Genomic DNA, 19,818 nt, shown 5'->3' on the forward strand with positions numbered 1-19,818 from the left:
CTGCATATGACCGCATCACATGGGACGGCCCCGAGCCCGTTCAAGCAGCCGCGTGCCGTCTGGGCCGTGGCGTTCGCCTGTGTCGTCTCGTTCATGGGCATCGGGCTCGTCGATCCGATCCTGCCCGCACTGGCCGGCAGCTTGCACGCCACGCCGAGCCAGGTGTCGCTGCTGTTCACCAGCTATCTGGTCGTGACCGCGGTCGCGATGCTGGTGGTCGGCTGGGTATCCAGCCGCATCGGCGCCAAGCGCACACTGGTCGTCGGCCTGATCCTCATCGTCGTGTTCGCCGCGCTCGCCGGCACGTCGAACTCGATCGGCGGCATTGTCGGTTTCCGCGCCGGCTGGGGCCTGGGCAACGCCCTGTTCATCGCCACCAGCCTCGCCGTCATCGTGGCCTCGGCCAGCGGCGGCTTCGCCGGGGCGATCATCCTGTACGAGACCGCGCTAGGCCTCGGCATCGCGGTCGGGCCGCTGCTCGGCGGCGAGCTGGGCAGCATCAGCTGGCGCGGACCATTCTTCGGCGTCGCGGCGCTGATGTTCATCGCCCTCGTCGCGACCGTCGCGTTCGTCCCGGACCTGCCGAAGCCCGAGCACAAGACATCGTTGGCCGCGCCGCTCAAGGCCTTGCGGCACCGCGGCCTGCTGACCATGGGCATCATGGCGCTGCTCTACAACTGGGGCTTCTTCACCATGCTCGGCTACGCGCCGTACCCCATGGAACTCAACGCCCACCGGCTCGGCCTGGTCTTCACCGGCTGGGGCCTGCTGGTCGCCGCCTTCAGCGTGTTCTTCGCCCCGCGGCTGCAGGCGCGGTTCGGCACCGCGCCGGTGCTCTACGTCAACCTGCTCTGCCTCGGCATCGTCATGGCCATCATCGCGATCGGCGTGAACACCCCGGCGGCGGTCATCGGCGCGGTCATCGTCAGTGGCGCGTTCATCGGCATCAACAACACGCTGACCACCCAGGCGGTCATGCTCGTCTCGCCGGTGGAGCGGCCGGTCGCCTCCTCGGCGTACGGCTTCGTCCGGTTCATCGGCGGCGGCCTCGCCCCATTCGCCGCGGGCAAGCTCGCCGACGCCACCAACCTCAGCGTCCCCTTCTACCTCGGCGGCGTCGCCTTCATCCTGGCCATCGTCGTTCTCGCCTCCGGCCACAAGCTGGTCGCCGCGGCCGAGAAGGGCATGGTCGAGGGGGAGTCGGTGCGCCCGAGCCTGCAGCGCGTCGGGGCCACACCGCCGGCTGGGTACCAACCTGTCATCGTCGCGGTCGGCGCCACCGAAGACGCCGCCAAGATCGTCGACGCGGCCGCCGCAATCGCCCGCGACGCCGGCCGCCCGTTGGAGGTTGTCCACGTCCGCGAGACCGCCGTAGTCGAGGAACTGGCCATCGACGCCGAGGACGCCGAGCAGGCACACTCCGCGGTCCTGGGCCACCTCGACCGGCTGGCCGCGCAGGGCATCGCCGCCACCGGTCAGGTACTCGCCAGCGTCGGCGACCACGCCGCTGCAGGTCAAGTCCTCGCTCAGCACGCCGACGACGTCGACGCGCGCGTCATTGCGGTCGGCCGGTCCCCGCGCGGGCCGGTGGCCCAGTTCGCCGACGGCAGCTTCACCACCGCGGTGACCCACGCCGCAGCCCGCCCGGTCGTACTGGTTGAACCCGGCAAAGCGCCGTACCGGTTGACAGCTTGACAGCGGCGTCGCTGCACGAGCTGCGCCGCAGAAGCAGGAATCCGCCCCGACGCTGCATGTTCCACCCGCAGCGTGGAGGGAATCTCCGCTCTTCAGGGCGGGGAGAACGTCAACGCTGGGCGGGGACGACCGCCGGCGCCTGCTCCAGCACCGCGGCGGGCAGCTGCGGCCCGGCCGGCAGCGCCACCGGCTCCTGCGCCCGGGTGACCAGCTCCACCACCGTCCGGCTGAGTCGCTCCGAGGACTCCGACATGGACCGGTTGGCGGTGATGATCGCGCCGACCACCTCGGCCCGCTTCTGCTGGCCGTAGCGGACGGCGTCCTCGATGCCCCGGGCCTGCGCGTCGATGGACTCGGCGACCTCGAGGATGGTCTCCGGCCGGATCGTCGGGGTCTGGATCACCCGGGCGATCTGCGGCACCGCCGTCTTCGACGCCGTCGCGTACGCGGACAGCACGTCGTTGGCGCCGTCGGCGACCGCCTGCTGCATGTCGGCGGCCTGGTTGGCCTGCAGCAGCAACGCCCACTGGGCGATGGTCAGCTTCATCGTCGGGATGGTGAGGTTCATCAGCAGCGCCAGCCGCTGGCCGAGGCCGTAGTTGAGGGTGCGGATGTTGCGCACCTGCGGCGAAGTGGACCAGGCCACGAAGAGCCGCTGCTGGAACTCGTTGATCCGCACCTCCAGCGCCTGCGCGAACTCGGTGACCAGGGAGAGCCGTTCCCGCTGATCCCGCTCGTCGGGCGCACCCGGCGTCACGGTGATCGACTTGGCGTCCGCGAGCGCCACGTCGCGGACCAGCTCCATCACCGCGATGGCGCCGACGAGCTGGCCGATGGCCGCCTCGTTGGCCTTGTACAGCTCGTCGCAGAGCACCACGTTGCGGCGCAGTTGGAGCTGCTTGTCGCTGAGCTGCCCGGCAACCCGGTCGAGCTGCTGCTCGACGGTGCGTGCCTCCTCGAAGAGCATCTCCAGCAGGTCGCGGCCCTTGCGGAACAGCCCCCGGATGGCGTCGGAGAACTTGGTGAAGGTCTCGCGGACCTTCGGGTCGCTGGGGTCGTACTTGCGGCGGAAGCTGCGCATCCGGTCGTTGATCTCGTGCATGATGCCGGTCAGCTCCGGGATGTCGACCCGGCCGACCTCCCGGAAGATCCGGCTGACCTGGGCGTTGACCTGGTCGAGGGCCTGGTTGCCGAAGCTGGCCAGGGCCTCCGTGTTGGCCAGCATGGTCGGGTAGAGCTGCCGGGAGGCCTGCTCGGCCTGGCCGAGCTGGGCCGGGGTGAGCAGGTCCTTGCAGGCGAACGTCTGCGGCTCGGCGCCGGTGGCCAGCGCGGTGGTGATGGCGGCGTCGGCGGCGCCAGCGGGCGGGTCGGCCGGGCCGCCGACGATGCTGCCGAAGTCGATCTGCAGTCCCTCGGTCATGACGTGGGTCCCCTTCACTTGCAGGTGGTGGCGTCCTTCATGCAGCTGAGCAGCGCGAGCGTGACGTCGGCGGCGGGCGCCGGCGCGGCCCGGAGCTGGTCGGCCAGCCCGATGCCGGGGAAGTCGGCGACGTCGTTCGCGCCGACCTGCACGGCGGAGCGGAAGCCGTACCGCTGCCAGGCGATCTGCTGAATCTTCGGGTCCTTCAGCGCGTCGATGAGCCGGCCGGCGGCCGGGTTCAGGGCGAGCACCGGGTGGTCGCTGTAGATGGTCGGGTCGGGGTAGAGCACCCGGACGTTCTTCAGCAGCGGCCCGCTGTTGTCGCCGCTCTGCACCACCTGCTGGATGATCTGGTTCTCGTAGCCGGCGTAGAGCGGGGCCTTGAACTCGCCGCCCTGGGTGAGCCACTCCCGGAAGCCGGAGTCGGAGCTGCGCGACTGCAGGCCCTGCGCGTCGTGCAGGGCGCGCATGGTGGGCAGCGCCCGGCGGGCCTGGGCGAGGCTGGGCGCGGAGAAGCCGTCGGCCGTGGCGACGATGTTGAGCTGGAGCTGGGCCATGGTGAAGCCGCTGTTCGACTTCGCCGGGTCGGTGCTGGCCACGGTGATCGGCCCGCGCAGGTCGTTGGCGCCGATCGCCTCCCAGGTGCCGCGCTTGACGACGTGGTCCAGCAGCAGGGCCTTCATGTCGACCACGAAGTACCGGTCGCCGCGACGCTGCACGATGCCCTTGCGCAGCAGCGCGTCGGTGCCGCGCGGGCCGGCGTAGACGACCTCGGGCGACTGGAGCAGGTTCTCCGCCCGGTAGTCGGGGAACGCGCCGGCGTGCTGGGCCTCGAAGACGCCCTGCGCGCTGGCGCTGGACGGCCAGAGGCAGTCCAGCTTCCGCTTCTTGATCTCGTCGGTGCTCAGCTGCACCTGGTCGTACGAGCCGAGCGGTTGGAAGGCGACCTCCAGCCGGTAGCTGTCCCGCAGGATCCGCTTGACCTCGGCGTCGGCCATCAGTTCGGACTTCTCGGAGCCGCCGAGGCAGGTGAGGGTCGTCGGCGGGCCGGCGGTGGCCGGGGTGTCCCCGGACCGCTGCCACAGCACGGCGGCGACCACGCAGACGGCGATCACCGTGACCAGCCCGATCAGGAACCGGATGCTCGGCAATCTCAACGTGACTCCTTATCGGCCCAGGTCGGGCAGGGTCGGTGGGGCAACGGTGTCGAGGTTGGCGGTGTACTGCGCGATGTCGCCCTGGTTGACCAGCCGAACGCTGTCCAGGGCGAAGTCTGCGAAACGCCGGAACGCCAGCTCACCGTTGCGTTGCAAGGTCTGCGGGTCGTGGTAGAGCACCGGCTGATGCTGGATGTCCAGGTACTGCCGGACCGCGCCGTCGAGGCTGCGCAGGTGCCCGCCGACCTGGGCGGCAGTGGAGTAGAGGCTGTCGGGCGAGCGGTCCCTGACCCGCTCGAAAAGCTCCGGGACGTACCGGCAGGCGTCCGCCAGGGCCTGGCGGGCTTCCGGACGGCGGACGTCCCGGCTGAGCCGCTCGATGCCGCGCAGCACCCGCAGCGCCTCGTCGACCCGGTCCCGGGCCTCGTCGGCGTAGCTGTCGCTGTCCACCCGCGTGGCGGATCGGTCGTCGAGCATCAGGTAGAGCCCGAGCGCGGCGGCGACGGCGAGCAGCGGCGCCCAGAGCAGGCTGCCGGTGACGGCGAAGACCAGCGCGAACGCGGCGACGGCGGCGGCCAGGGCGAGAGGCGCGGCCAGGCGGCGCCTCACCGGTACCCCGCCGCCTGGCGCAGCGCCGCCACCAGGTCGTCCTGCCGGACGAAGGTGCCGTGGGTGGCCTCGGCGACCTCCTTGAGCTGCCTGGGGTCGGCGTCGCGGCCGAACGCGATGGCGACCACGGGCACGCCGGCGGCGGTGAGCGCGGACAAGGCCTCGCCCCGGCGCCGGCTCTTGGACTGCCCGTCGGTCATCAGCACGACCAGCCGCTTGCGGTCGTCGGCCTGCGGGCGGGCGAGTTCGTCGGCGGCGCGCAGCAGGCACGCGTACATGTCGGTGCCGCCGTCGGGCCGGTAGCCGGTGACCTTGCCTTGCAGGCCGCGCAGGGCGGTGGGGTCGTTGCCCTGCACCGTCCACGGGCTGCCGCCGGCGAGGTCGTCGTTGAAGATGCTGACAGTCGTGCTGTCCTTCGGGTGGGTCTGCAGGAAGTTCAGCGCCGCCTGGTCGGGGTCGAAGATCTGCCCGGCGGCCGCCTGGATGCCGGTCCAGCCGTCGTTGTCGCCCATCGACCCGCTGCCGTCGAGGCAGTAGTACACGGCGACGGGCCGGCGGTAGCGGGTCTGGTAGCGGTCCAGCGCGGCCTGGATGACCGGCGCGCTGGGGAACTGGATGGCCTGCTCGTTGATGGTGCCCTTGATGCCCCAGGCCGGGTTGAAGACTGCCGGGTCGGGCTTGTCGAGGGTGAGGCCCACCCCGGCGGCCGGCCGGCGGCCCAGCTTCAGCAGGGTGGCCTGCGCGCCCGGGTCCTTGAGCAGGTGGTCCTGCAGTTCGGTGAAGATCCGGTGGGCGTCGTCGTTGCCGGCCTGCGGCAGGAAGCCCAGCGGGGCGTCGCTGACCGCGAGGGACCCCTTGGGGTACGCCACCAGCAGCGGTTCCCGGCCGGCCTTGACCAGCTCGGCGTTCTTCTCGATGACCAGGTCCTCGTAGGTGAACATGGCCCGGCACTGATCGGCGTGGGCGAGGCACTCGGTCATCAGGGTGCCGGTGGACGGCGGGGTCTGGTCCATCGCCTTGACGAACCGGCTGACGCCCTGCTCGACGGCGGGCGAGTCGAGCTGCTGCTGGGTGAGCGGGGTGCCGGGTCCGTTGCCGGCGAAGTAGTTGAGGAAGCCGAACAGCACGGTGGCGCCGGAGTTGGACTGGGTGGGGTTGGTGATCCACACCTTGGTCCGGCCCGACTCGACGGCCCGCAGGATGTCGGCGATCGGTACGTCGGAGCGGCCGGCGAAGCCGAGCTTGTCCATCTCGGAGCGCCAGGCGGCGAAGACCACCGGGGTGAGGAACATCGGCTGGACGTCGCGCAGGGCGCTGGCCCGGTCGCCGAGTTGCAGGAAGACGCTGGAGGCGAACCAGTACGCGTCGTAGTCGGCGCTGCCGGCGGCGAGCAGCCGGGCCTGGTCCACCGACCCCTTCAACGTCACCTGACAGGTGTAGTGCCGGCTCGCGCACCACGGCTTCACGGTCGTGTCGACGACGCTGGCCTGTTCGCTGCCGGCGACCAGCCGCAGGGTGCCGGCGCTCGGCCCACTGCTCGGCCGGTCGGCCGGATCCCCGTTCGTGCAGCCGGTGACCAGCACCAGCACCATCACGGCCAGCGCCGTGAACCCCTTGGCCCGCACCCGTACCCCGTTCCTGTCCGGTCGAAGACCCACATTCGGGTGGATCGAGGTCGTTGGTAGCACCGGCAAACCAACTGGACGGCCAACATTGGGTGAACTCCGGGTGTCGCGGTCGCTTGTCGCAGATCACCGTCGGGCCAGCGTGAGGAAATCGCCCGGCTGGGTACGTCATTCTGGTGCACGCGCGTCCGGCGAGGCCGTGGCAGCGCTCCCGGCGCCGGCCCGGGCGCCCTTTGACGATGGGAGAGACAGCCGCATGGCGAACACGGTTCCCGACATCTCACTCAACGACGGCAACACCATCCCGCAGCTCGGCTTCGGGGTCTTCCAGATCGAGCCGAAGGACACCGCGACGGCGGTCGGCAAGGCCCTGGAGGTCGGCTACCGGCACATCGACACCGCCGAGATGTACGGCAACGAGGCCGAGGTGGGGCAGGCGGTCCGCACTTCCGGGCTGGATCGCGGCGAGGTCTTTGTGACCAGCAAGCTGAACAACGGCTTCCACCGGCCCGACGACGCCCGCAAGGCGTTCGAGTCGACGCTGCGGGAGCTGCAGTTCGACTACCTCGACCTGTTCCTCATCCACTGGCCGCTGCCCACCCTCTACGACGGCGACTACGTCTCCACCTGGAAGGTGCTGGAGGAGCTGCGGCGCGACGGCCTGGTCCGGTCGATCGGTGTGTCCAACTTCCAGGTGGCGCACCTGGAGCGGCTGGCCGCCGAGGCGGACGTGGTGCCGGCGGTGAACCAGATCGAGGCGCACCCGTACTTCGGCAACGAGGAGGTGCGCGCGTACGACAAGGCGCACAACATCGTGACCGAGGCGTGGTCGCCGATCGCGCAGGGCAAGGTGCTCGACGACCCGACGATCGTCGACATCGCCCAGGAGGTCAGCCACACCCCGGCCCAGGTGGTGCTGCGCTGGCACGTGCAGCGGGGCGACGTCGTCTTCCCCAAGTCGACCACCCCGAAGCGGATCGAGGAGAACTTCCACATCTTCGACTTCGAGCTGGACGACGCGGCGATGGACCGGATCACGAACCTGGACAAGGGCGAGGCCGGTCGGCAGGGCCCGAACCCGGACACCTTCGACTACGTACCGAGCTGACGTAACGCACCGGGAGATCGCGGCGCAGGTAAGGAGGGGGCCCCGGAAGGGCCCCTTCCTCGCGTACGGAAAGGACGACCTCGCCGCGATGATGCGCCGCCGTCTCCCGCTGGCCCTGCTGTCGTTGCTGGTCGTCGCCGGAGTCGGCGCCTGCGGACCGGCCGCGGCCCCGCAGGCCAGCCGCTGGTCCGCGCCGCCGACCCCCTCGGCGACGCCCCCACCGCCGCTGCGGCCCACACCCACAACGGCCGCCCAGGTCCGCACCCGGGTGAAGGCCGCGATGCTGGACCTGGACGCCGACTTCCACCCGGAGACGGCCGACTACGCCGAGGAGAGCGCCGAGGCGGTGAAGCTGATCGCGCCCTGCCGGGACACCCTGCCGTCGGACCGCAAGCGCAGCGGGCAGCGGGAGCGGCTCTGGCGCGGGGAGAAGGTCTGGATCCGCCAGTACGTCGTCGGCTACCTGAAGGTGCCCGGCCGCAAGCTCGCCGACGAGCTGCGCGCGACCCTGGCGAAGTGCAAGCGGTACACGTATTCGTCCGACGGCAAGGTGTCGACGATCGTCCGCCCGTCGCCCCCGCTGCTACCGGACGGGCCGGAGACCATCACCTTCTGCGAACGGCTCGCCAGCAGCCGCCCGTTCCACCAGTGCACGCTGCTGCTGGCCCGCGGGAACTTCGTGCTGGAGATCGACGCCTCCGACGAGCACGGCGATCTGAAGGCCAGCCAGACGCTGCTGACCCGGCTGGCCCCGTTGGCCACCGCCGCCCTGCAGAAGGCGACCTGATCCCTCAGGCGCCGACGCGGTCGGCGATCCGGCGGAAGGCCGCCTGGGTCGGCGAGCCCGGTTCGGGGACGTAGACGATCAACCGCTGGTCGGTCTCCGGGACGTGCAGCACCCGGCACTCGAACTCCAGCGGCCCCAGCTCAGGGTGGTCGACCCGCTTGACGGTCGGGCGGCGCTCCCCGACCTCGTGCTCCGCCCAGAGCGCGGTGAACCGGGGCGACACCCCGAGCAGCTCGGTGACCAGCCGGGCGATCGCCGGGTCGCCCGGGTAACGGCCGTACGCGACGCGCAGATCCGCGATCGAGGTACGGGCGAAGCGCAGCACCTCCGGGTCAGCCCAATACGACTCGGGGACCTCCCGCCGGAACATCCAGCGGATCATGTTCCGCTCATCGGCCGGCACCGCGGACAACTCCCCGACGAACCAGGTGGCCAGCCGATTCCAGGCCAGCACCTCGTAACTCGCGTCGACCAGGTACGCCGGGGTCTCCGCCATCGCGTCGAGCAGGTGCCGCAGCCCGTCGGACACCTCCCGGCTCGGGCCGACGGACTCCGGCGCGCTCTCCCCGGCGATCCGGAACAGGTACGCCCGCTCGTCGCGGGTGAGCAGCAGCGCCCGGGCCAGCGCGGCGAGCACCTGCCGGGACGGGTGCGGCCCGCGGCCCTGCTCGAGCCGGATGTAGTAGTCGATCGACATGCCGGCGAGTTGGGCGACCTCCTGGCGGCGCAGGCCGGGCGTGCGGCGGCGTACCCCGTCGGGGAGGCCCACCTCGGCGGGGCGCAGCCGGGCGCGGCGGCTGCGCAGGAAGGCCGCCAGCTCATCGCGGCGCAGGGTGGTCATGCCCTCCAGCTTGCCGCACCCACAGCCGGCGAGGGTGGTACCGCCGGTCCCAGCCTCGGCCGGCCTCTCCCGGCCCGCCGTGCCCGGCGGCAGGCTCGATGGCATGACGACGACGATCGCCCTGATCACCGGGGCCAACAAGGGAATCGGGCTGGCCACCGCCCAGCAGCTCGGGGCGCGCGGGTGGACCGTGCTGGTCGGCGCGCGGGACGCGGCGCGCGGCGGGGAGGCGGAGCGGGCGCTGCGCGACGGCGGCGCGGACGCCCGGTACGTGCCGCTGGACGTGACCGACGAGGAGTCGGTCGCCGCCGCGGCCAAGCTGGTCGAGCAGGAGTACGGCCACCTGGACGTGCTGGTCAACAACGCCGGGATCATCCGGGCCGACGGGACGGCACTGCCCAGCGAGACCACCCTCGCCACCCTGCGCGAGGTGTACGAGACGAACGTCTTCGGCGTGGTGGCGGTGACCAACGCGTTCCTGCCGCTGCTGCGCGAGGCCCCGGCCGCGCGGATCGTGAACGTCTCCAGCGAGGTCGGCTCGATCGCGGTGATGACCGACCCGCAGGGCGCCCTGTTCGAGTTGACCTCGGTGCCGTACCCGTCGTCGAAGTCGGCGCTGAACATGGTCACCGCGATGTACGCCAAGGAGCTGCGGGACACCCCGATCAAGGTGAACGCGGCCAACCCCGGCTACTGCGCAACCGACCTCAACCACCACAGCGGCTTCCGTACGCCGGAGCAGGGCGCCGAAGTCAGTGTGCACCTGGCGACGCTGCCGGCGGACGGGCCGAGTGGGCTGCTGTGGGGGTACCAGATGGACGCCGGCGGCGGCTACGGGTTGCTGCCCTGGTGAGGCGAGCCTCTCTGGCCGGTCTGCCCCGTCAGCTGTGCCCGAGGACGAGGCGCCTGGTGGCGCGGTCGAAGCGGCCGATGATGCCGCGGGCCGCCTCCCCCCTCGCCTCGGCGGCCGGCTGACCGGCCTCCGCCGGCCCGTCGGGCTGAGGGTCGTCGGGTGGCGCGACCGCCAGGTTGGCCTCGTCGATCAGCGCGCGTGCCTTCTCCTCAATCAGCCGCTTCTGCTCGGGTGACTCCCGAGCCTCGGCCTGGAGGGTCGACATGGCCAGCCGCCAGGCATTGCCGAGCCGCTGGGGGTCGTCGAAGAGGCTCGTCTTCAACGGTGGCTCCGGGTCGACATAGCTGCTGGACGGCACGACCCAGAGGGCGTCGTCCGCGACGTACCGCTCCTCGGGCTGCGCCTGCTGCCGCTCGGGCTCGGGCGAAGTTGTCACCACTCCTCCAATGGTCTCCATTATCTCCATGCGAACTCCCCCGTCCCGAGGTCTTCCCGCTTGAGCAGATCGCTGTAGTGCACGAGCTTGAGCGTGAACCGGTAGGAGACGTAGATCAGGTTGAGGGCGGAGACGGCGCAGAGCGCTATCCACCGCCAGTCGGTGATACCAACGAAGCTGAGGGGCTGCGCGATGCTGCCCGCCGGCGCCGGCGCCGGAGACCCCAGATAGAGGACGACCGCGGCGACGGAGACGGCGCCGCTGACGATGAGGGAAAGGCGGGCGAGCAGCGAGCCACCGACGAGTGCGTCCTTGTCCGACGCCATGCCGAACCAGCCTGCGGCGACGGCCGGCAGAGCCAGCATCAGGGCCGGCAGGCCACCCACCTGTGCTCCGTGCGCGGTGCCGACCAGATTTCCGGCGACCGCGATCAGCAGCGTCGTCGCAAGCGCGGTTACCGTCGCCCGGCCCCGCGCCCCGGGCGGGACCTCCTTGAATCGCGCCAGGACCTGAAGATCCCGCATCTTCGGCGACGCCTTCGCGTACCCCCGCATGTACACGTGCACGAAGTTCTGTCCGCGCCGGCGGCGTACCCGGAAGTGGTGGTCGACCTCGACGGCCGGCCCGACCTTGTGGGCGCACAGGCCCTGCTTGTCGTCCTCGTCCTTCATCCCGCGCGGCTGCATGCCGCGCCATTTGCGCGTCGCCAGGGTGCGACAGTGGCGGCACTGGAGGAACTGCTTGAGCACGTACTTGTTGGACGGGGCGTTGACCCGCAGGTGGTAACTCTCGGCGGTCAACGCCAGCTCCACCGGGACCGCCACCTGGTCGGGCTTGAGACCGAGGCTGAGCCGGAGCAGGCCGCGCCAACCCCGGGTGAGTGAGGACGGGACGAAGGTCCGTTCGTACTTGAGCAGCAGGCGACCACTGGTCGCCTCGGCAGCGGGGACGACGGCGACGATGGGGTACGACGAGCTGAGTGCGGCGACGTACTTGCGGACCCGCAGCCGGCTCTCGTCATCGCGAAACTTGATTTTCTCGAGGATGATGTCCATCTTGCGGTCGACGACCTGGCTGTTCATTGGCCCGCGGGTGGCCACGATCTGCAGCAGGGCCAGCTCGGCGGCCCGCTCCGCCTCGCCCAGCGTGCGATGCGCCGGAGGAACCTGCTCACTGCCGGACATTTCGATCAGCAGCCGCAGGCCGGCCGACGCCAGGCGGATGGATTCCTCGTAGGACATCGTGGGCAGCGAGTCGCCCCGGGCATTGCGGAGGTGGAAGTTGTCCACCAGTTCGCCCTTGCGCGGCTGCACGACCGGCACATAGAGCACGCGACCGCCATTCTCGGCGTGGGGCAGCGAGAACGAGATCGAGACCTGCTGCACCACGGCCCGCTCGTCGAGGTCGATGGTCTCGGTCAGGCGGGAGCGGCGTCGGGCCGGATCCACGATCAGCTCCACGAACATCGCGATGGCCTTACGGTCATCCTCGGTGATCCGGCTGGCCGCCGACTTCTGCAGTTCCTGCAGCCATGCCACGTCGGGATCGACAGGCGGCTCGGGGTCGGCGGTCTCACGGCCCAACCGATCGCGCAGCCGCGAGAAGATCAATAGGCCGACCGCGGCGGCGAGGAGGAAAAAGAAGATCCGCCCGGCTGCTTCGAGCAGATCTCCGTGCCGGCCGATCCACCCGCCGTTCCCGTCGAAACGGTGCCGGAGCCAGCCCGTGCCGCCCGCCAGAATGATGAGCGGTATGGCCAGGATGTAGATGGCGAAATTCATCACGGTCTTTCGGGTGCCACGTCGCTCCTGCATAGACCCCGCCCCCCAGCCACCGAATGCGAAGCGTGCTCAGAGGAGTACAGGGTGCTACAGGGAGGCATGTCTGTCGAGCCCGCGCGGCACCGGGACCATTGGGAGAAATCCTTCCGCTCTGCAAACAAAACTGCACGTCAGCTGCCGACGCTCCAGTATGGCCAGCCACTGTTACGAAACGTCCACAGGAAACCGCCGTTACGCGATCGTTATCTTCGTGGTTTCCGACTCGCCCGTTCGGTTTCGCAACGGAGTCCCGCTGTTCCGTGAGCCCGTCCGGTCGTTGCCCGGTCGACGCCGACGGGACGAATTGATCGAGCGGAACTGACACCACACCACTCTCTACGTAGGACAGGTTTCCACAGATCAACGCCCGGAGCAGGCGGCGGCATTTGGCGAAGCTGATCGGAGGGGGCCGACAATATCGGTCGATTCCGTCACCAGGCCGTCAACTACTGTCGCTGCCGGAATTGACGGAATACTCGGCGATCACCGCGCGCACCGCCGCGGTCGCCAGGCCCCGCCCCTGGTACGCGGGCAGGATCGCCCAACCCATCTCCGGCGCGTTGAGCTGCCGCAGCAGGTCGAGGTCGCCCTCGTTCCACTGCTCGATGCGCACCTCGGACATGTCGCTCCCGTTCTCCCGACGGCTCATTGAAACAGCCGCCACCGACGGTTCCGTGCATCTCACCCTCGACCACCGAAGCGCCCGTGGTCCGAGCCGCTAGATCGGATCTAGCGTGCGCTCGCCGTCCTCTCGCGCCTGAAGGTTGAAGCCCGACCGAGGTGGGAGGGGAGCATGACGCCGCTGAGGCTTGCCGTGATCATCGGCAGCACCCGTGAGGGACGGATGGGCGACCGGGTCGGTCGCTGGTTCGTCGACCAGGCGCGGCAGCGTGACGAGATGGCGGTGACCGTCGTCGACCTCGCCGGGTACGACTTCCCCGCCAGCTATCCGGCGGAGACGACCCCGACGATGCGGTCGTTCGCGCAGCAGGTGAGCCGGGCGGAGGCGTTCGTCGTGGTCACCCCCGAGTACAACCACAGTTTCCCGGCCTCGTTGAAACAGGCGATCGACTACGCGTACGACGAGTGGCAGGCCAAGCCGGTCGGCTTCGTGTCGTACGGCTGCCGTTCGGTCGGCCTGCACGCGGTCGACCAGCTCCGGACGGTCTTCACCGCCCTGCACGCCGTGACGGTGCGCGACATCGTCGGCGTCGACCTGCTCTGCGGCGAGCCGACGCCGCAGGCCGAGGACCAGCTGCGCCAGGACTCGCGGGTGCTGCTCGACCAGCTCTGCTGGTGGGGTCTGGCGCTGCGCGACGGTCGCGCGGCGCGTCCGTACGTCTCCTGAACGTGTGAGAGGAAGGTTGCGATCATGAGTAAGCGCACCACCGGCCTGGCCGTCGAGGCCGACGGCCTGACCCGGTCGTTCGGGGAGACCCGCGCGCTGAACGGCCTGGACCTCCAGGTCCCCGCCGGCACCGTCTACGGCCTGCTCGGCCCGAACGGCGCCGGCAAGACCACGGCGGTACGGGTGCTGGCGACGCTGCTGCGTCCCGACGGCGGCCGGGCGCGGGTCTTCGGGCACGACGTGGTGGCGGAGGCCGACGCCGTCCGCGCCCGGGTCAGCCTGACCGGCCAGTACGCCTCGGTCGACGAGGACCTGACCGGCATGGAGAACCTGGTGCTCCTCGGTCGGCTGCTCGGGCTGGGCAAGCTGGCCGCCCGCCAGCGGGCCGAGAGCCTGCTGGCCGCGTTCGGTCTGACCGAGGCGGCCGGCCGCCAGGTCAAGAAGTACTCCGGCGGCATGCGGCGGCGCATCGACATCGCGGCGAGCATCCTCAGCACCCCCGACCTGCTGTTCCTCGACGAGCCGACGACGGGCCTGGACCCGCGCAGCCGCAATCAGGTGTGGGAGATCGTCCGGGCGGTGGTGGCACACGGCACGACGGTGCTGCTGACCACGCAGTACCTGGACGAGGCGGACCAGCTCGCCGGGCGGATCGCGGTGGTCGACCACGGCAAGGTGATCGCGGAGGGCACGCCGGGCGAGCTGAAGTCGTCGGTCGGTTCCGGCACGGTCCACCTGCGACTGCGCGACCCGGGGCAGCGGTCGGAGGCCGAGAAGGTGCTCCAGGCCGCACTCGGCGTGCCGGTGCAGCTCGAACCGGATCCGGTGGCGATGACGGCCCGGGTCGGCGGGGACGGCTCCGACCTCGACGCCAGCGAGCAGGCGGCCCGGGCGCTCGGGGAGCTGGCCCGCGCCGGCATCGCCGTCGACGACTTCTCCCTCGGCCAGCCGAGCCTGGACGAGGTCTTCCTGGCCCTGACCGACCACCCCGCCGTCGAGGCCGGCGAGCGGGACGACCAGCTGGAGGCAGCGCGATGAGCGACGCCACTACCACGACCGGGCGGGCCCCGTCCGTCTACGTGCCGTCCGCCGAGGCGCTGGCGACCGTCCTCGCGCCCGGCGCGCGACCGCCGAGGCCGGGCGCGCTGTCGGCGTCGCTCACCTTCGGCTGGCGGGCCCTGCTGAAGATCAAGCACGTGCCGGAGCAGCTGTTCGACGTGACCGCGTTCCCGATCATCATGGTGCTGATGTTCACCTACCTGTTCGGCGGCGCCCTCGCCGACAGCCCGCGGGACTACCTGCAGTTCTTCCTGCCCGGCATCATGGTGACCAGCGTCGTGATGATCACCATGTACACCGGCGTCGGCCTGAACACCGACATCGAGAAGGGCGTCTTCGACCGGTTCCGGACGCTGCCGGTCTGGCGGCCGGCCGCGCTGGTCGGCATGATCTTCGGCGACGTGCTGCGCTACATCCTCGCCGCCCTGGTCATCCTCGGCGTCGGGCTGGCGCTCGGGTTCCGGCCCGACGGTGGGCTGCTCGGCGTGCTGGCCGGGATCGGTCTGCTGGTGGTCTTCTCGTTCGCGTTCTCCTGGGTCTGGACGTTCTTCGGGCTGGTCCTGCGCAGCGAGAAGTCGGTGATGGGGGTCAGCATGATGGTGCTGTTCCCGTTGACCTTCCTGAGCAACGTGTTCGTCGACCCGGGCACCATGCCGGGCTGGCTCCAGGCGTTCGTCAAGGTAAACCCGATCACCCATCTGGTGGCGGCGGTGCGGGCGGCGATGGCGGGATCGTCCGACCCGACGAACACGATGTGGCTGCTGCTGTGGAGCGCCGGCTTCGTGGTGGTCTTCGGCACGCTGACGATGTACCGCTACAACCGCCGCTGACCTGGCCCTGGTCTTCGTGACCGCCGCAGCGAATCTCGCCACCCCCGACGTGGAAGCGGTTCTGGCCCTCGCACGACTGGATGCCCTGACATGGGTGGCCTACCCGAAGGGACGCCAACTCGGCACCGACCTCAACCGGGACACGCTCGCGGCCCTCCTCAGCCAGCGCGGGGTCCAACCGGTGCGCCAGATCTCCGTCGACGGCACCTGGTCCGCGCTGAGATTCCGCCCCGCGGCCTGAGGATCACAGGGCTTCCGACGCCGGCGACCGTTTCGCGCGTCAGTCGAGCGGCTGGCGCGCCAAGGTGGGCGCCTCCTTCCCCGCCAGCAGCCAGCCGCCGGCGTACGCGACGACCGGCAGGCCGACCAGGATCGCGGCCAGGTCGAGTACCGGCACGTGACCCAGCCAGTGCGGCTCCCGGTGGTACCAGGCGAGCAACGCCAGGTACGCACCGGCGGTGCCGATCACCGCGCCGAGCAGGGCGAGGGCCCCGGCGGTCGCGGCGGTGAGCGCCCGGCGGGTGCCGCGCCGCGCACCGGCCGCGGTCAGCGTGCGCAGGTCCCGAGCCGTCTCGCTGCGGATCAGCCCGACGGTCATGGCGAGCACGCCGAGGGCGACCGCGATGCCGGTACCGGTGACGTTGTCGGCCAGCCGCGCCAGGTCCGCTCCGGTAGGTCGGGTCTCCACGCTGAGCCCGGCGGCCAACGCCGTCCGCTGCGCCCGGTCGATCTGGGCCTGGGTCAGCGGGCGCGGCGCCCGGACCAGCCAGCCGGCCGGAATCGGCGTCAGGTGCAGCGACTGCACGGCGTGCGTGGTGAGCAGGGTGCCGGGCAGGGACGTGTACGTCGGCAGCGGCGCGTGCTGGAGCCGTGGGCGCCAGTCGCGGTACCTGCCGGGGAACAGGTCGTAGCTGTCGAGGTCGGCCCGCGACGTGACGATGTCGGTGCCCGCGTCGATGCTCGTCGGGTCGATCCCGTAGTGCCCGAGCAACTCCGACGTGGCCACGAACAGCGGTACCGCGTCGGCGCTGCTGTACCTGAAGCCCTGGCGCCCGTCGACCGTTATGGGGTGCGGCTTGCCCAACTGCATGGGTTCCCGGCCGCCCGAGCCACCCACCTGCGGTGCGTTCGGGTCCACCGCCGCCTGCAACGGCAGCACGGACGTGGCGTGCAGGTCGGCGGCGATGGCGTCGACCCGCAGCCGGGCGTTGTCCGCCTGCGCGGGCGTGAGCGACGGCACCGGCCCGTTGAGCGCGTTCTCGGACAGCCAGACGATGAGCTGGTCGGCGGGCAGGTTGCCGCCGGTGGGTGCCGCCGCCTTGGCCACCGACACGGCCGCGCCCAGCGCGACGGCGGCCGCGATGCCCACGGCGAGCGCGATCGCGGCCAGCGCCGCGCTTGACCGGGCCCGGTACCGCGCCAGGTCGCGCAGCGCCAGCCGCGGCGCCAATGGAGCGAGCCGCGCGAGCCGGCCCAGGCCGGCGATGCCCACCGGGGCGAGCAGCAGCAGCCCGAGGGCCGTGGCCACGACACCGCCGATGATGAACAACGGCTTGGTCTGCTGTGCCGCGACGAGTGAGCCGAGCCCGCCGAGTAGGAGTACCCCGCCGAGCGCTGCGAACCGGCGCGCGGGCCGCGGCGGCACCGGACGAGCGGACAGGGCGGAGACGACGGGCACCCGGGCGGCGGCGCGCGCCGGCCACCACGCGGCGCAGACCGCGGTCACGATCGCCAGCAGCACCGCGACGAGCACCGCCAGCCAGGGCAGTTGGAAGCGGTCTATGCGGTGCCCGACGAGGGATTCCAGTCGCGGGCTGAACGCGAACCAGCCGGCGAGCCCGGCCGCGGCGCCGGCGAGCGCACCGACCGCGCCGATGACGGCGCCGTTGGCCACCAGTACCAGCCGGATGTGCCGATGGCTCGCGCCGATCGCGCCGAGCATGCCGAGCGCCCGCAGGCGGCGCTGGGCCATCACGGTGAACCCGGCAACCGCCAGTAGGCCGACGAACAGCAGTCCGATCGTGGCCAGCATGAGCACCCCGACGCTGGCGGTGTCCGGCTCCTCGCCCCGGATCTCGACCGACACCCCGTCGGGCAGGGTCTTCCCGGCGAACTCGGTCTGGGTGGCCCGGATCAGCACGATGACGTGGTCGGGCGGGCTGGCCCGGCCAGGCGCCACGAGGGCGAAGCGGTCGAGCAGCTTCAGCGGGTTCTCGACCAGGCCGACCACGGTCCGGTGCCGGCCGCCCTGGTCCCAGGTGCCGCCGAGGTGCAGGCTGAAGATCTTCGCCACGCCGTCGGTGACCGCGATCTCGTCCGGGCCCTGCGGATACCGGCCGGCATTCAGCCGCAGCATCGATCGGCCGTACGGGCCGTGCGGGTCCTGCGCCCGCAGGTCGACCGGGTTCGCCGAGCCCGGCACCGGGATATTCTGGTGCTCGATCACCTCGGCCGTGCCGAAGGCGCTGCGCAGCGCGGCCACGTCGGCGTCCAGCTGCGCGCCCGTGCTGCTCACTGTCACCAGGTGGTCGGCGGTACCGAACGACGAGGACTGCGTTCCCAACGTGTTGGCGGCGACGCCGAGGCCGGCCGTGGTGGCCGCGACGGCGACCAGCAACAGGGCCAGCACCAGCAACTGCTGGCGCCACTCCCGGCGGAACAACCGCCACGCCCAGCGCACCACGGCCCGTCGGGCCGCCATCCCGCCATGGCCGCTACCGAGGACGAGCGGCGGATCCTGGACGTCGACGCTCATCGGGCCGGCTCGCCGGTGAGCAGGGAGTCCGGCCCCGGGCGGGCGGCGGTACGGTCGGCGATGCGGCCGTCGCGGAGGAACACCACCTGGTCCGCCCACGAGGCGAGTTGCGCGTCGTGGGTCACCACCACCGCGGCCAGCCCGCGCCTGCAGGCGGCCAGCATCAGCCGCATCACCGCCTCGCCGTTGGCCGAGTCGAGGGCGCCGGTGGGCTCGTCGGCGAGCAGCAGCCGGCGGTCGCCGACGACGGCCCGGGCGATCGCCACCCGCTGCCGCTCACCGCCGGACAGCTGGTCGGGGAACCGGGACGCCCGCTCGGCGAGGCCCAGCTCCTCCAGCGCGCGCAGCCCGGCGGCGCGTGCCCTGCCGGCCGACACGCCGTCCAGCTCCAGCGGCAACGCCACGTTCTCGGCCGCGGTCAACCCCGGCAGCAGGTTGAAGTCCTGGAACACGTACCCGATGGCGCGCCGGCGCAGCCGGGCCCGGTCGTCGCGCGACATCGAGGAGACTGACTGACCGGCCACGAGCACCTCGCCGGCGGTCGGCGACTCCAGCGCGCCGGCGATGGTCAGCAGCGTGCTCTTGCCCGAGCCGCTGGGCCCCATCACCGCCACCATCTTTCCGGTCTCGACGGACAGGTCCACCTCATGCAGGGCGTGCACCTCGTCCGCGCCGTCCAGGTAGGTCTTCGACACCCTGCGCAGTTCCAGCACGTCGCTCATCGACGTACTCCCGTCCGGCGCCGGATCTGCGGAGCGGCCGGCGTCTTGGCGGTTGCCGGCGGCTCCAGCGCGGCGCGTTTGAGTCGCCCGTCGGCGGTGTCCAGCCACCGCACGACCGAGTCCAGCCGGTAGAGCTCCGCGTCGACCACCAGCGCCAGGCCGAGGTCGAGGTCGGCTTCCTCCTCCTTGAGCCGGGTCCACTGCTGCATCAGCTCCACCAGGTAGCGCCGGTGCGCCTGGATCACCTCGTGCACGTCGACGCCGGGCAGGCGTACCGCGACCAGGATCTTGATGACCAGCTCGTCGCGGGGCGGCGACGCCAGGTCCGGCGGCGTACGCAGCCAGCCGGCCAGCTCCTCGGCGCCGTCGGCGGTGATCCGGAAACCCTTCTGCGGCCCGGGATCGGCGTCGTCGTCGGACTCCACCATGCCGTCGCGCTCCAGCCGCTGGAGCGTCGTGTACACCTGCCCGACGTTGAGCGGCCACACCTCGCCGGTCCGTGCCTCGAACTCCTCCCGCAGCTGAAGGCCGTACTTCGGGCCCTCGCTGAGCAGCGCCAACAGCGCGTGCCGGATGCTCATGATGACGTCACCACCCTCGATGTCATGCTGCGTATCATACTCGGTATACTGTGCTCTGTCCGGCCGCGTCAGGAAGTTGACAGGCGGTATCAGCCGCCTCGGTTGGACCATGTGCCGACGTGAAGATCCGGTCATCGACTACTTGTCAACTGGCGCCAAGTGCGCAGTCCGG

19 protein-coding genes are annotated in these 19,818 nt (G+C 71.1%); 8 read left to right on the forward strand and 11 right to left on the reverse strand.

Going from position 1 to position 19,818, the window contains the following annotated elements; translation table 11 throughout:
• Positions 1-6: 6 nt before the first annotated feature.
• Positions 7-1,695 (forward strand): MFS transporter, encoded by a 1,689-nt coding sequence (locus tag GA0070613_RS03145; protein ID WP_089010901.1) that lies wholly within the window; start codon positions 7-9, stop codon positions 1,693-1,695.
• A gap of 109 nt (positions 1,696-1,804) precedes the next feature.
• Here GA0070613_RS03145 and GA0070613_RS03150 read toward each other — a convergent pair whose 3' ends face one another.
• The 4 genes from GA0070613_RS03150 to GA0070613_RS03165 are packed head-to-tail and all read right to left on the reverse strand — an operon-like array spanning position 1,805 to position 6,506.
• On the reverse strand, positions 1,805-3,115 hold the full coding sequence (locus GA0070613_RS03150; RefSeq protein WP_089015715.1) for a toxic anion resistance protein: 1,311 nt from the start codon (positions 3,113-3,115) through the stop codon (positions 1,805-1,807).
• A gap of 14 nt (positions 3,116-3,129) precedes the next feature.
• A complete protein-coding gene (locus GA0070613_RS03155; RefSeq protein ID WP_197699037.1) occupies positions 3,130-4,272 on the reverse strand; it encodes a hypothetical protein in 1,143 nt (380 codons plus the stop codon).
• Positions 4,273-4,281: 9 nt separating this feature from the next.
• The gene (locus tag GA0070613_RS03160; protein WP_089010903.1) at positions 4,282-4,881 is read right to left on the reverse strand and encodes a hypothetical protein; all 600 of its coding nucleotides are present in this window, start codon (positions 4,879-4,881) and stop codon (positions 4,282-4,284) included.
• Positions 4,878-6,506 carry a vWA domain-containing protein gene (locus GA0070613_RS03165; protein WP_089010904.1) on the reverse strand — a complete coding sequence of 543 codons (1,629 nt, stop codon included), beginning with the start codon at positions 6,504-6,506 and terminating at the stop codon, positions 4,878-4,880. Before GA0070613_RS03165 ends, GA0070613_RS03160 begins: the two co-directional genes overlap by 4 nt.
• Positions 6,507-6,762: 256 nt before the next feature.
• Here GA0070613_RS03165 and GA0070613_RS03170 point away from each other — a divergent pair, with 256 nt between their 5' ends.
• Both GA0070613_RS03170 and GA0070613_RS03175 read left to right on the forward strand, forming a co-directional pair.
• Entirely contained in the window at positions 6,763-7,614 is an 852-nt protein-coding gene (locus tag GA0070613_RS03170; RefSeq protein WP_089010905.1) for an aldo/keto reductase, read from the forward strand.
• A gap of 88 nt (positions 7,615-7,702) precedes the next feature.
• On the forward strand, positions 7,703-8,401 hold the full coding sequence (locus GA0070613_RS03175; RefSeq protein ID WP_089010906.1) for a hypothetical protein: 699 nt from the start codon (positions 7,703-7,705) through the stop codon (positions 8,399-8,401).
• A gap of 4 nt (positions 8,402-8,405) precedes the next feature.
• Here GA0070613_RS03175 and GA0070613_RS03180 read toward each other — a convergent pair whose 3' ends face one another.
• Positions 8,406-9,347, reverse strand: a complete 942-nt coding sequence (locus tag GA0070613_RS03180) for a helix-turn-helix transcriptional regulator (RefSeq protein WP_231929650.1) — start codon at positions 9,345-9,347, stop codon at positions 8,406-8,408.
• Here GA0070613_RS03180 and GA0070613_RS03185 point away from each other — a divergent pair.
• Positions 9,346-10,095 carry an SDR family oxidoreductase gene (locus tag GA0070613_RS03185; protein ID WP_089010907.1) on the forward strand — a complete coding sequence of 250 codons (750 nt, stop codon included), beginning with the start codon at positions 9,346-9,348 and terminating at the stop codon, positions 10,093-10,095. The genes GA0070613_RS03180 and GA0070613_RS03185 overlap by 2 nt on opposite strands.
• 28 nt (positions 10,096-10,123) lie before the next feature.
• Here GA0070613_RS03185 and GA0070613_RS03190 read toward each other — a convergent pair whose 3' ends face one another.
• The 3 genes from GA0070613_RS03190 to GA0070613_RS03200 all read right to left on the reverse strand — a co-directional run bounded on the left by GA0070613_RS03190 (position 10,124) and on the right by GA0070613_RS03200 (position 12,973).
• Positions 10,124-10,531, reverse strand: a complete 408-nt coding sequence (locus tag GA0070613_RS03190) for a hypothetical protein (RefSeq protein WP_157746253.1) — start codon at positions 10,529-10,531, stop codon at positions 10,124-10,126.
• A gap of 20 nt (positions 10,532-10,551) precedes the next feature.
• Positions 10,552-12,345, reverse strand: coding sequence for a hypothetical protein (locus GA0070613_RS03195; protein ID WP_157746254.1), 1,794 nt, complete (start codon positions 12,343-12,345; stop codon positions 10,552-10,554).
• 448 nt (positions 12,346-12,793) lie between these two features.
• On the reverse strand, positions 12,794-12,973 hold the full coding sequence (locus GA0070613_RS03200; RefSeq protein ID WP_089010910.1) for a GNAT family N-acetyltransferase: 180 nt from the start codon (positions 12,971-12,973) through the stop codon (positions 12,794-12,796).
• A 171-nt stretch (positions 12,974-13,144) separates the two neighbouring features.
• Here GA0070613_RS03200 and GA0070613_RS03205 point away from each other — a divergent pair, with 171 nt between their 5' ends.
• The 4 genes from GA0070613_RS03205 to GA0070613_RS31865 are packed head-to-tail and all read left to right on the forward strand — an operon-like array spanning position 13,145 to position 15,829.
• Positions 13,145-13,699: an NADPH-dependent FMN reductase gene (locus GA0070613_RS03205; protein WP_089010911.1), complete on the forward strand. Its 555-nt coding sequence runs from the start codon at positions 13,145-13,147 to the stop codon at positions 13,697-13,699.
• Positions 13,700-13,723: 24 nt separating this feature from the next.
• Positions 13,724-14,737, forward strand: coding sequence for an ATP-binding cassette domain-containing protein (locus GA0070613_RS03210; RefSeq protein ID WP_089010912.1), 1,014 nt, complete (start codon positions 13,724-13,726; stop codon positions 14,735-14,737).
• Positions 14,734-15,588: an ABC transporter permease gene (locus GA0070613_RS03215; RefSeq protein WP_089010913.1), complete on the forward strand. Its 855-nt coding sequence runs from the start codon at positions 14,734-14,736 to the stop codon at positions 15,586-15,588. Before GA0070613_RS03210 ends, GA0070613_RS03215 begins: the two co-directional genes overlap by 4 nt.
• A gap of 16 nt (positions 15,589-15,604) precedes the next feature.
• A complete protein-coding gene (locus GA0070613_RS31865; RefSeq protein WP_157746255.1) occupies positions 15,605-15,829 on the forward strand; it encodes a hypothetical protein in 225 nt (74 codons plus the stop codon).
• Positions 15,830-15,868: 39 nt separating this feature from the next.
• Here GA0070613_RS31865 and GA0070613_RS03220 read toward each other — a convergent pair whose 3' ends face one another.
• The 3 genes from GA0070613_RS03220 to GA0070613_RS03230 are packed head-to-tail and all read right to left on the reverse strand — an operon-like array spanning position 15,869 to position 19,646.
• On the reverse strand, positions 15,869-18,343 hold the full coding sequence (locus tag GA0070613_RS03220) for an FtsX-like permease family protein (RefSeq protein ID WP_089010914.1): 2,475 nt from the start codon (positions 18,341-18,343) through the stop codon (positions 15,869-15,871).
• Positions 18,340-19,065: an ABC transporter ATP-binding protein gene (locus GA0070613_RS03225; RefSeq protein WP_089010915.1), complete on the reverse strand. Its 726-nt coding sequence runs from the start codon at positions 19,063-19,065 to the stop codon at positions 18,340-18,342. Before GA0070613_RS03225 ends, GA0070613_RS03220 begins: the two co-directional genes overlap by 4 nt.
• Positions 19,062-19,646: a PadR family transcriptional regulator gene (locus tag GA0070613_RS03230; RefSeq protein WP_089010916.1), complete on the reverse strand. Its 585-nt coding sequence runs from the start codon at positions 19,644-19,646 to the stop codon at positions 19,062-19,064. The genes GA0070613_RS03225 and GA0070613_RS03230 overlap by 4 nt, the downstream gene beginning before the upstream one ends.
• Positions 19,647-19,818 lie beyond the last annotated feature (172 nt).

The sequence above is a fragment of the Micromonospora inositola genome (assembly GCF_900090285.1).
Taxonomy (GTDB): domain Bacteria; phylum Actinomycetota; class Actinomycetes; order Mycobacteriales; family Micromonosporaceae; genus Micromonospora; species Micromonospora inositola.

What these genes read in the sequence shown, in the direction of transcription:
- GA0070613_RS03145 (WP_089010901.1), top strand. Translation starts at nt 7, where the DNA reads ATGACCGCATCACATGGGACGGCCCCGAGCCCGTTCAAGCAGCCGCGT.
- GA0070613_RS03150 (WP_089015715.1), bottom strand. Translation starts at nt 3,115, where the DNA reads ATGACCGAGGGACTGCAGATCGACTTCGGCAGCATCGTCGGCGGCCCG.
- GA0070613_RS03170 (WP_089010905.1), top strand. Translation starts at nt 6,763, where the DNA reads ATGGCGAACACGGTTCCCGACATCTCACTCAACGACGGCAACACCATC.
- GA0070613_RS03175 (WP_089010906.1), top strand. Translation starts at nt 7,703, where the DNA reads ATGATGCGCCGCCGTCTCCCGCTGGCCCTGCTGTCGTTGCTGGTCGTC.
- GA0070613_RS03185 (WP_089010907.1), top strand. Translation starts at nt 9,346, where the DNA reads ATGACGACGACGATCGCCCTGATCACCGGGGCCAACAAGGGAATCGGG.
- GA0070613_RS03180 (WP_231929650.1), bottom strand. Translation starts at nt 9,347, where the DNA reads ATGCCATCGAGCCTGCCGCCGGGCACGGCGGGCCGGGAGAGGCCGGCC.
- GA0070613_RS03195 (WP_157746254.1), bottom strand. Translation starts at nt 12,345, where the DNA reads ATGCAGGAGCGACGTGGCACCCGAAAGACCGTGATGAATTTCGCCATC.
- GA0070613_RS03200 (WP_089010910.1), bottom strand. Translation starts at nt 12,973, where the DNA reads ATGTCCGAGGTGCGCATCGAGCAGTGGAACGAGGGCGACCTCGACCTG.
- GA0070613_RS03205 (WP_089010911.1), top strand. Translation starts at nt 13,145, where the DNA reads ATGACGCCGCTGAGGCTTGCCGTGATCATCGGCAGCACCCGTGAGGGA.
- GA0070613_RS03210 (WP_089010912.1), top strand. Translation starts at nt 13,724, where the DNA reads ATGAGTAAGCGCACCACCGGCCTGGCCGTCGAGGCCGACGGCCTGACC.
- GA0070613_RS03215 (WP_089010913.1), top strand. Translation starts at nt 14,734, where the DNA reads ATGAGCGACGCCACTACCACGACCGGGCGGGCCCCGTCCGTCTACGTG.
- GA0070613_RS03220 (WP_089010914.1), bottom strand. Translation starts at nt 18,343, where the DNA reads ATGAGCGTCGACGTCCAGGATCCGCCGCTCGTCCTCGGTAGCGGCCAT.
- GA0070613_RS03225 (WP_089010915.1), bottom strand. Translation starts at nt 19,065, where the DNA reads ATGAGCGACGTGCTGGAACTGCGCAGGGTGTCGAAGACCTACCTGGAC.
- GA0070613_RS03230 (WP_089010916.1), bottom strand. Translation starts at nt 19,646, where the DNA reads ATGAGCATCCGGCACGCGCTGTTGGCGCTGCTCAGCGAGGGCCCGAAG.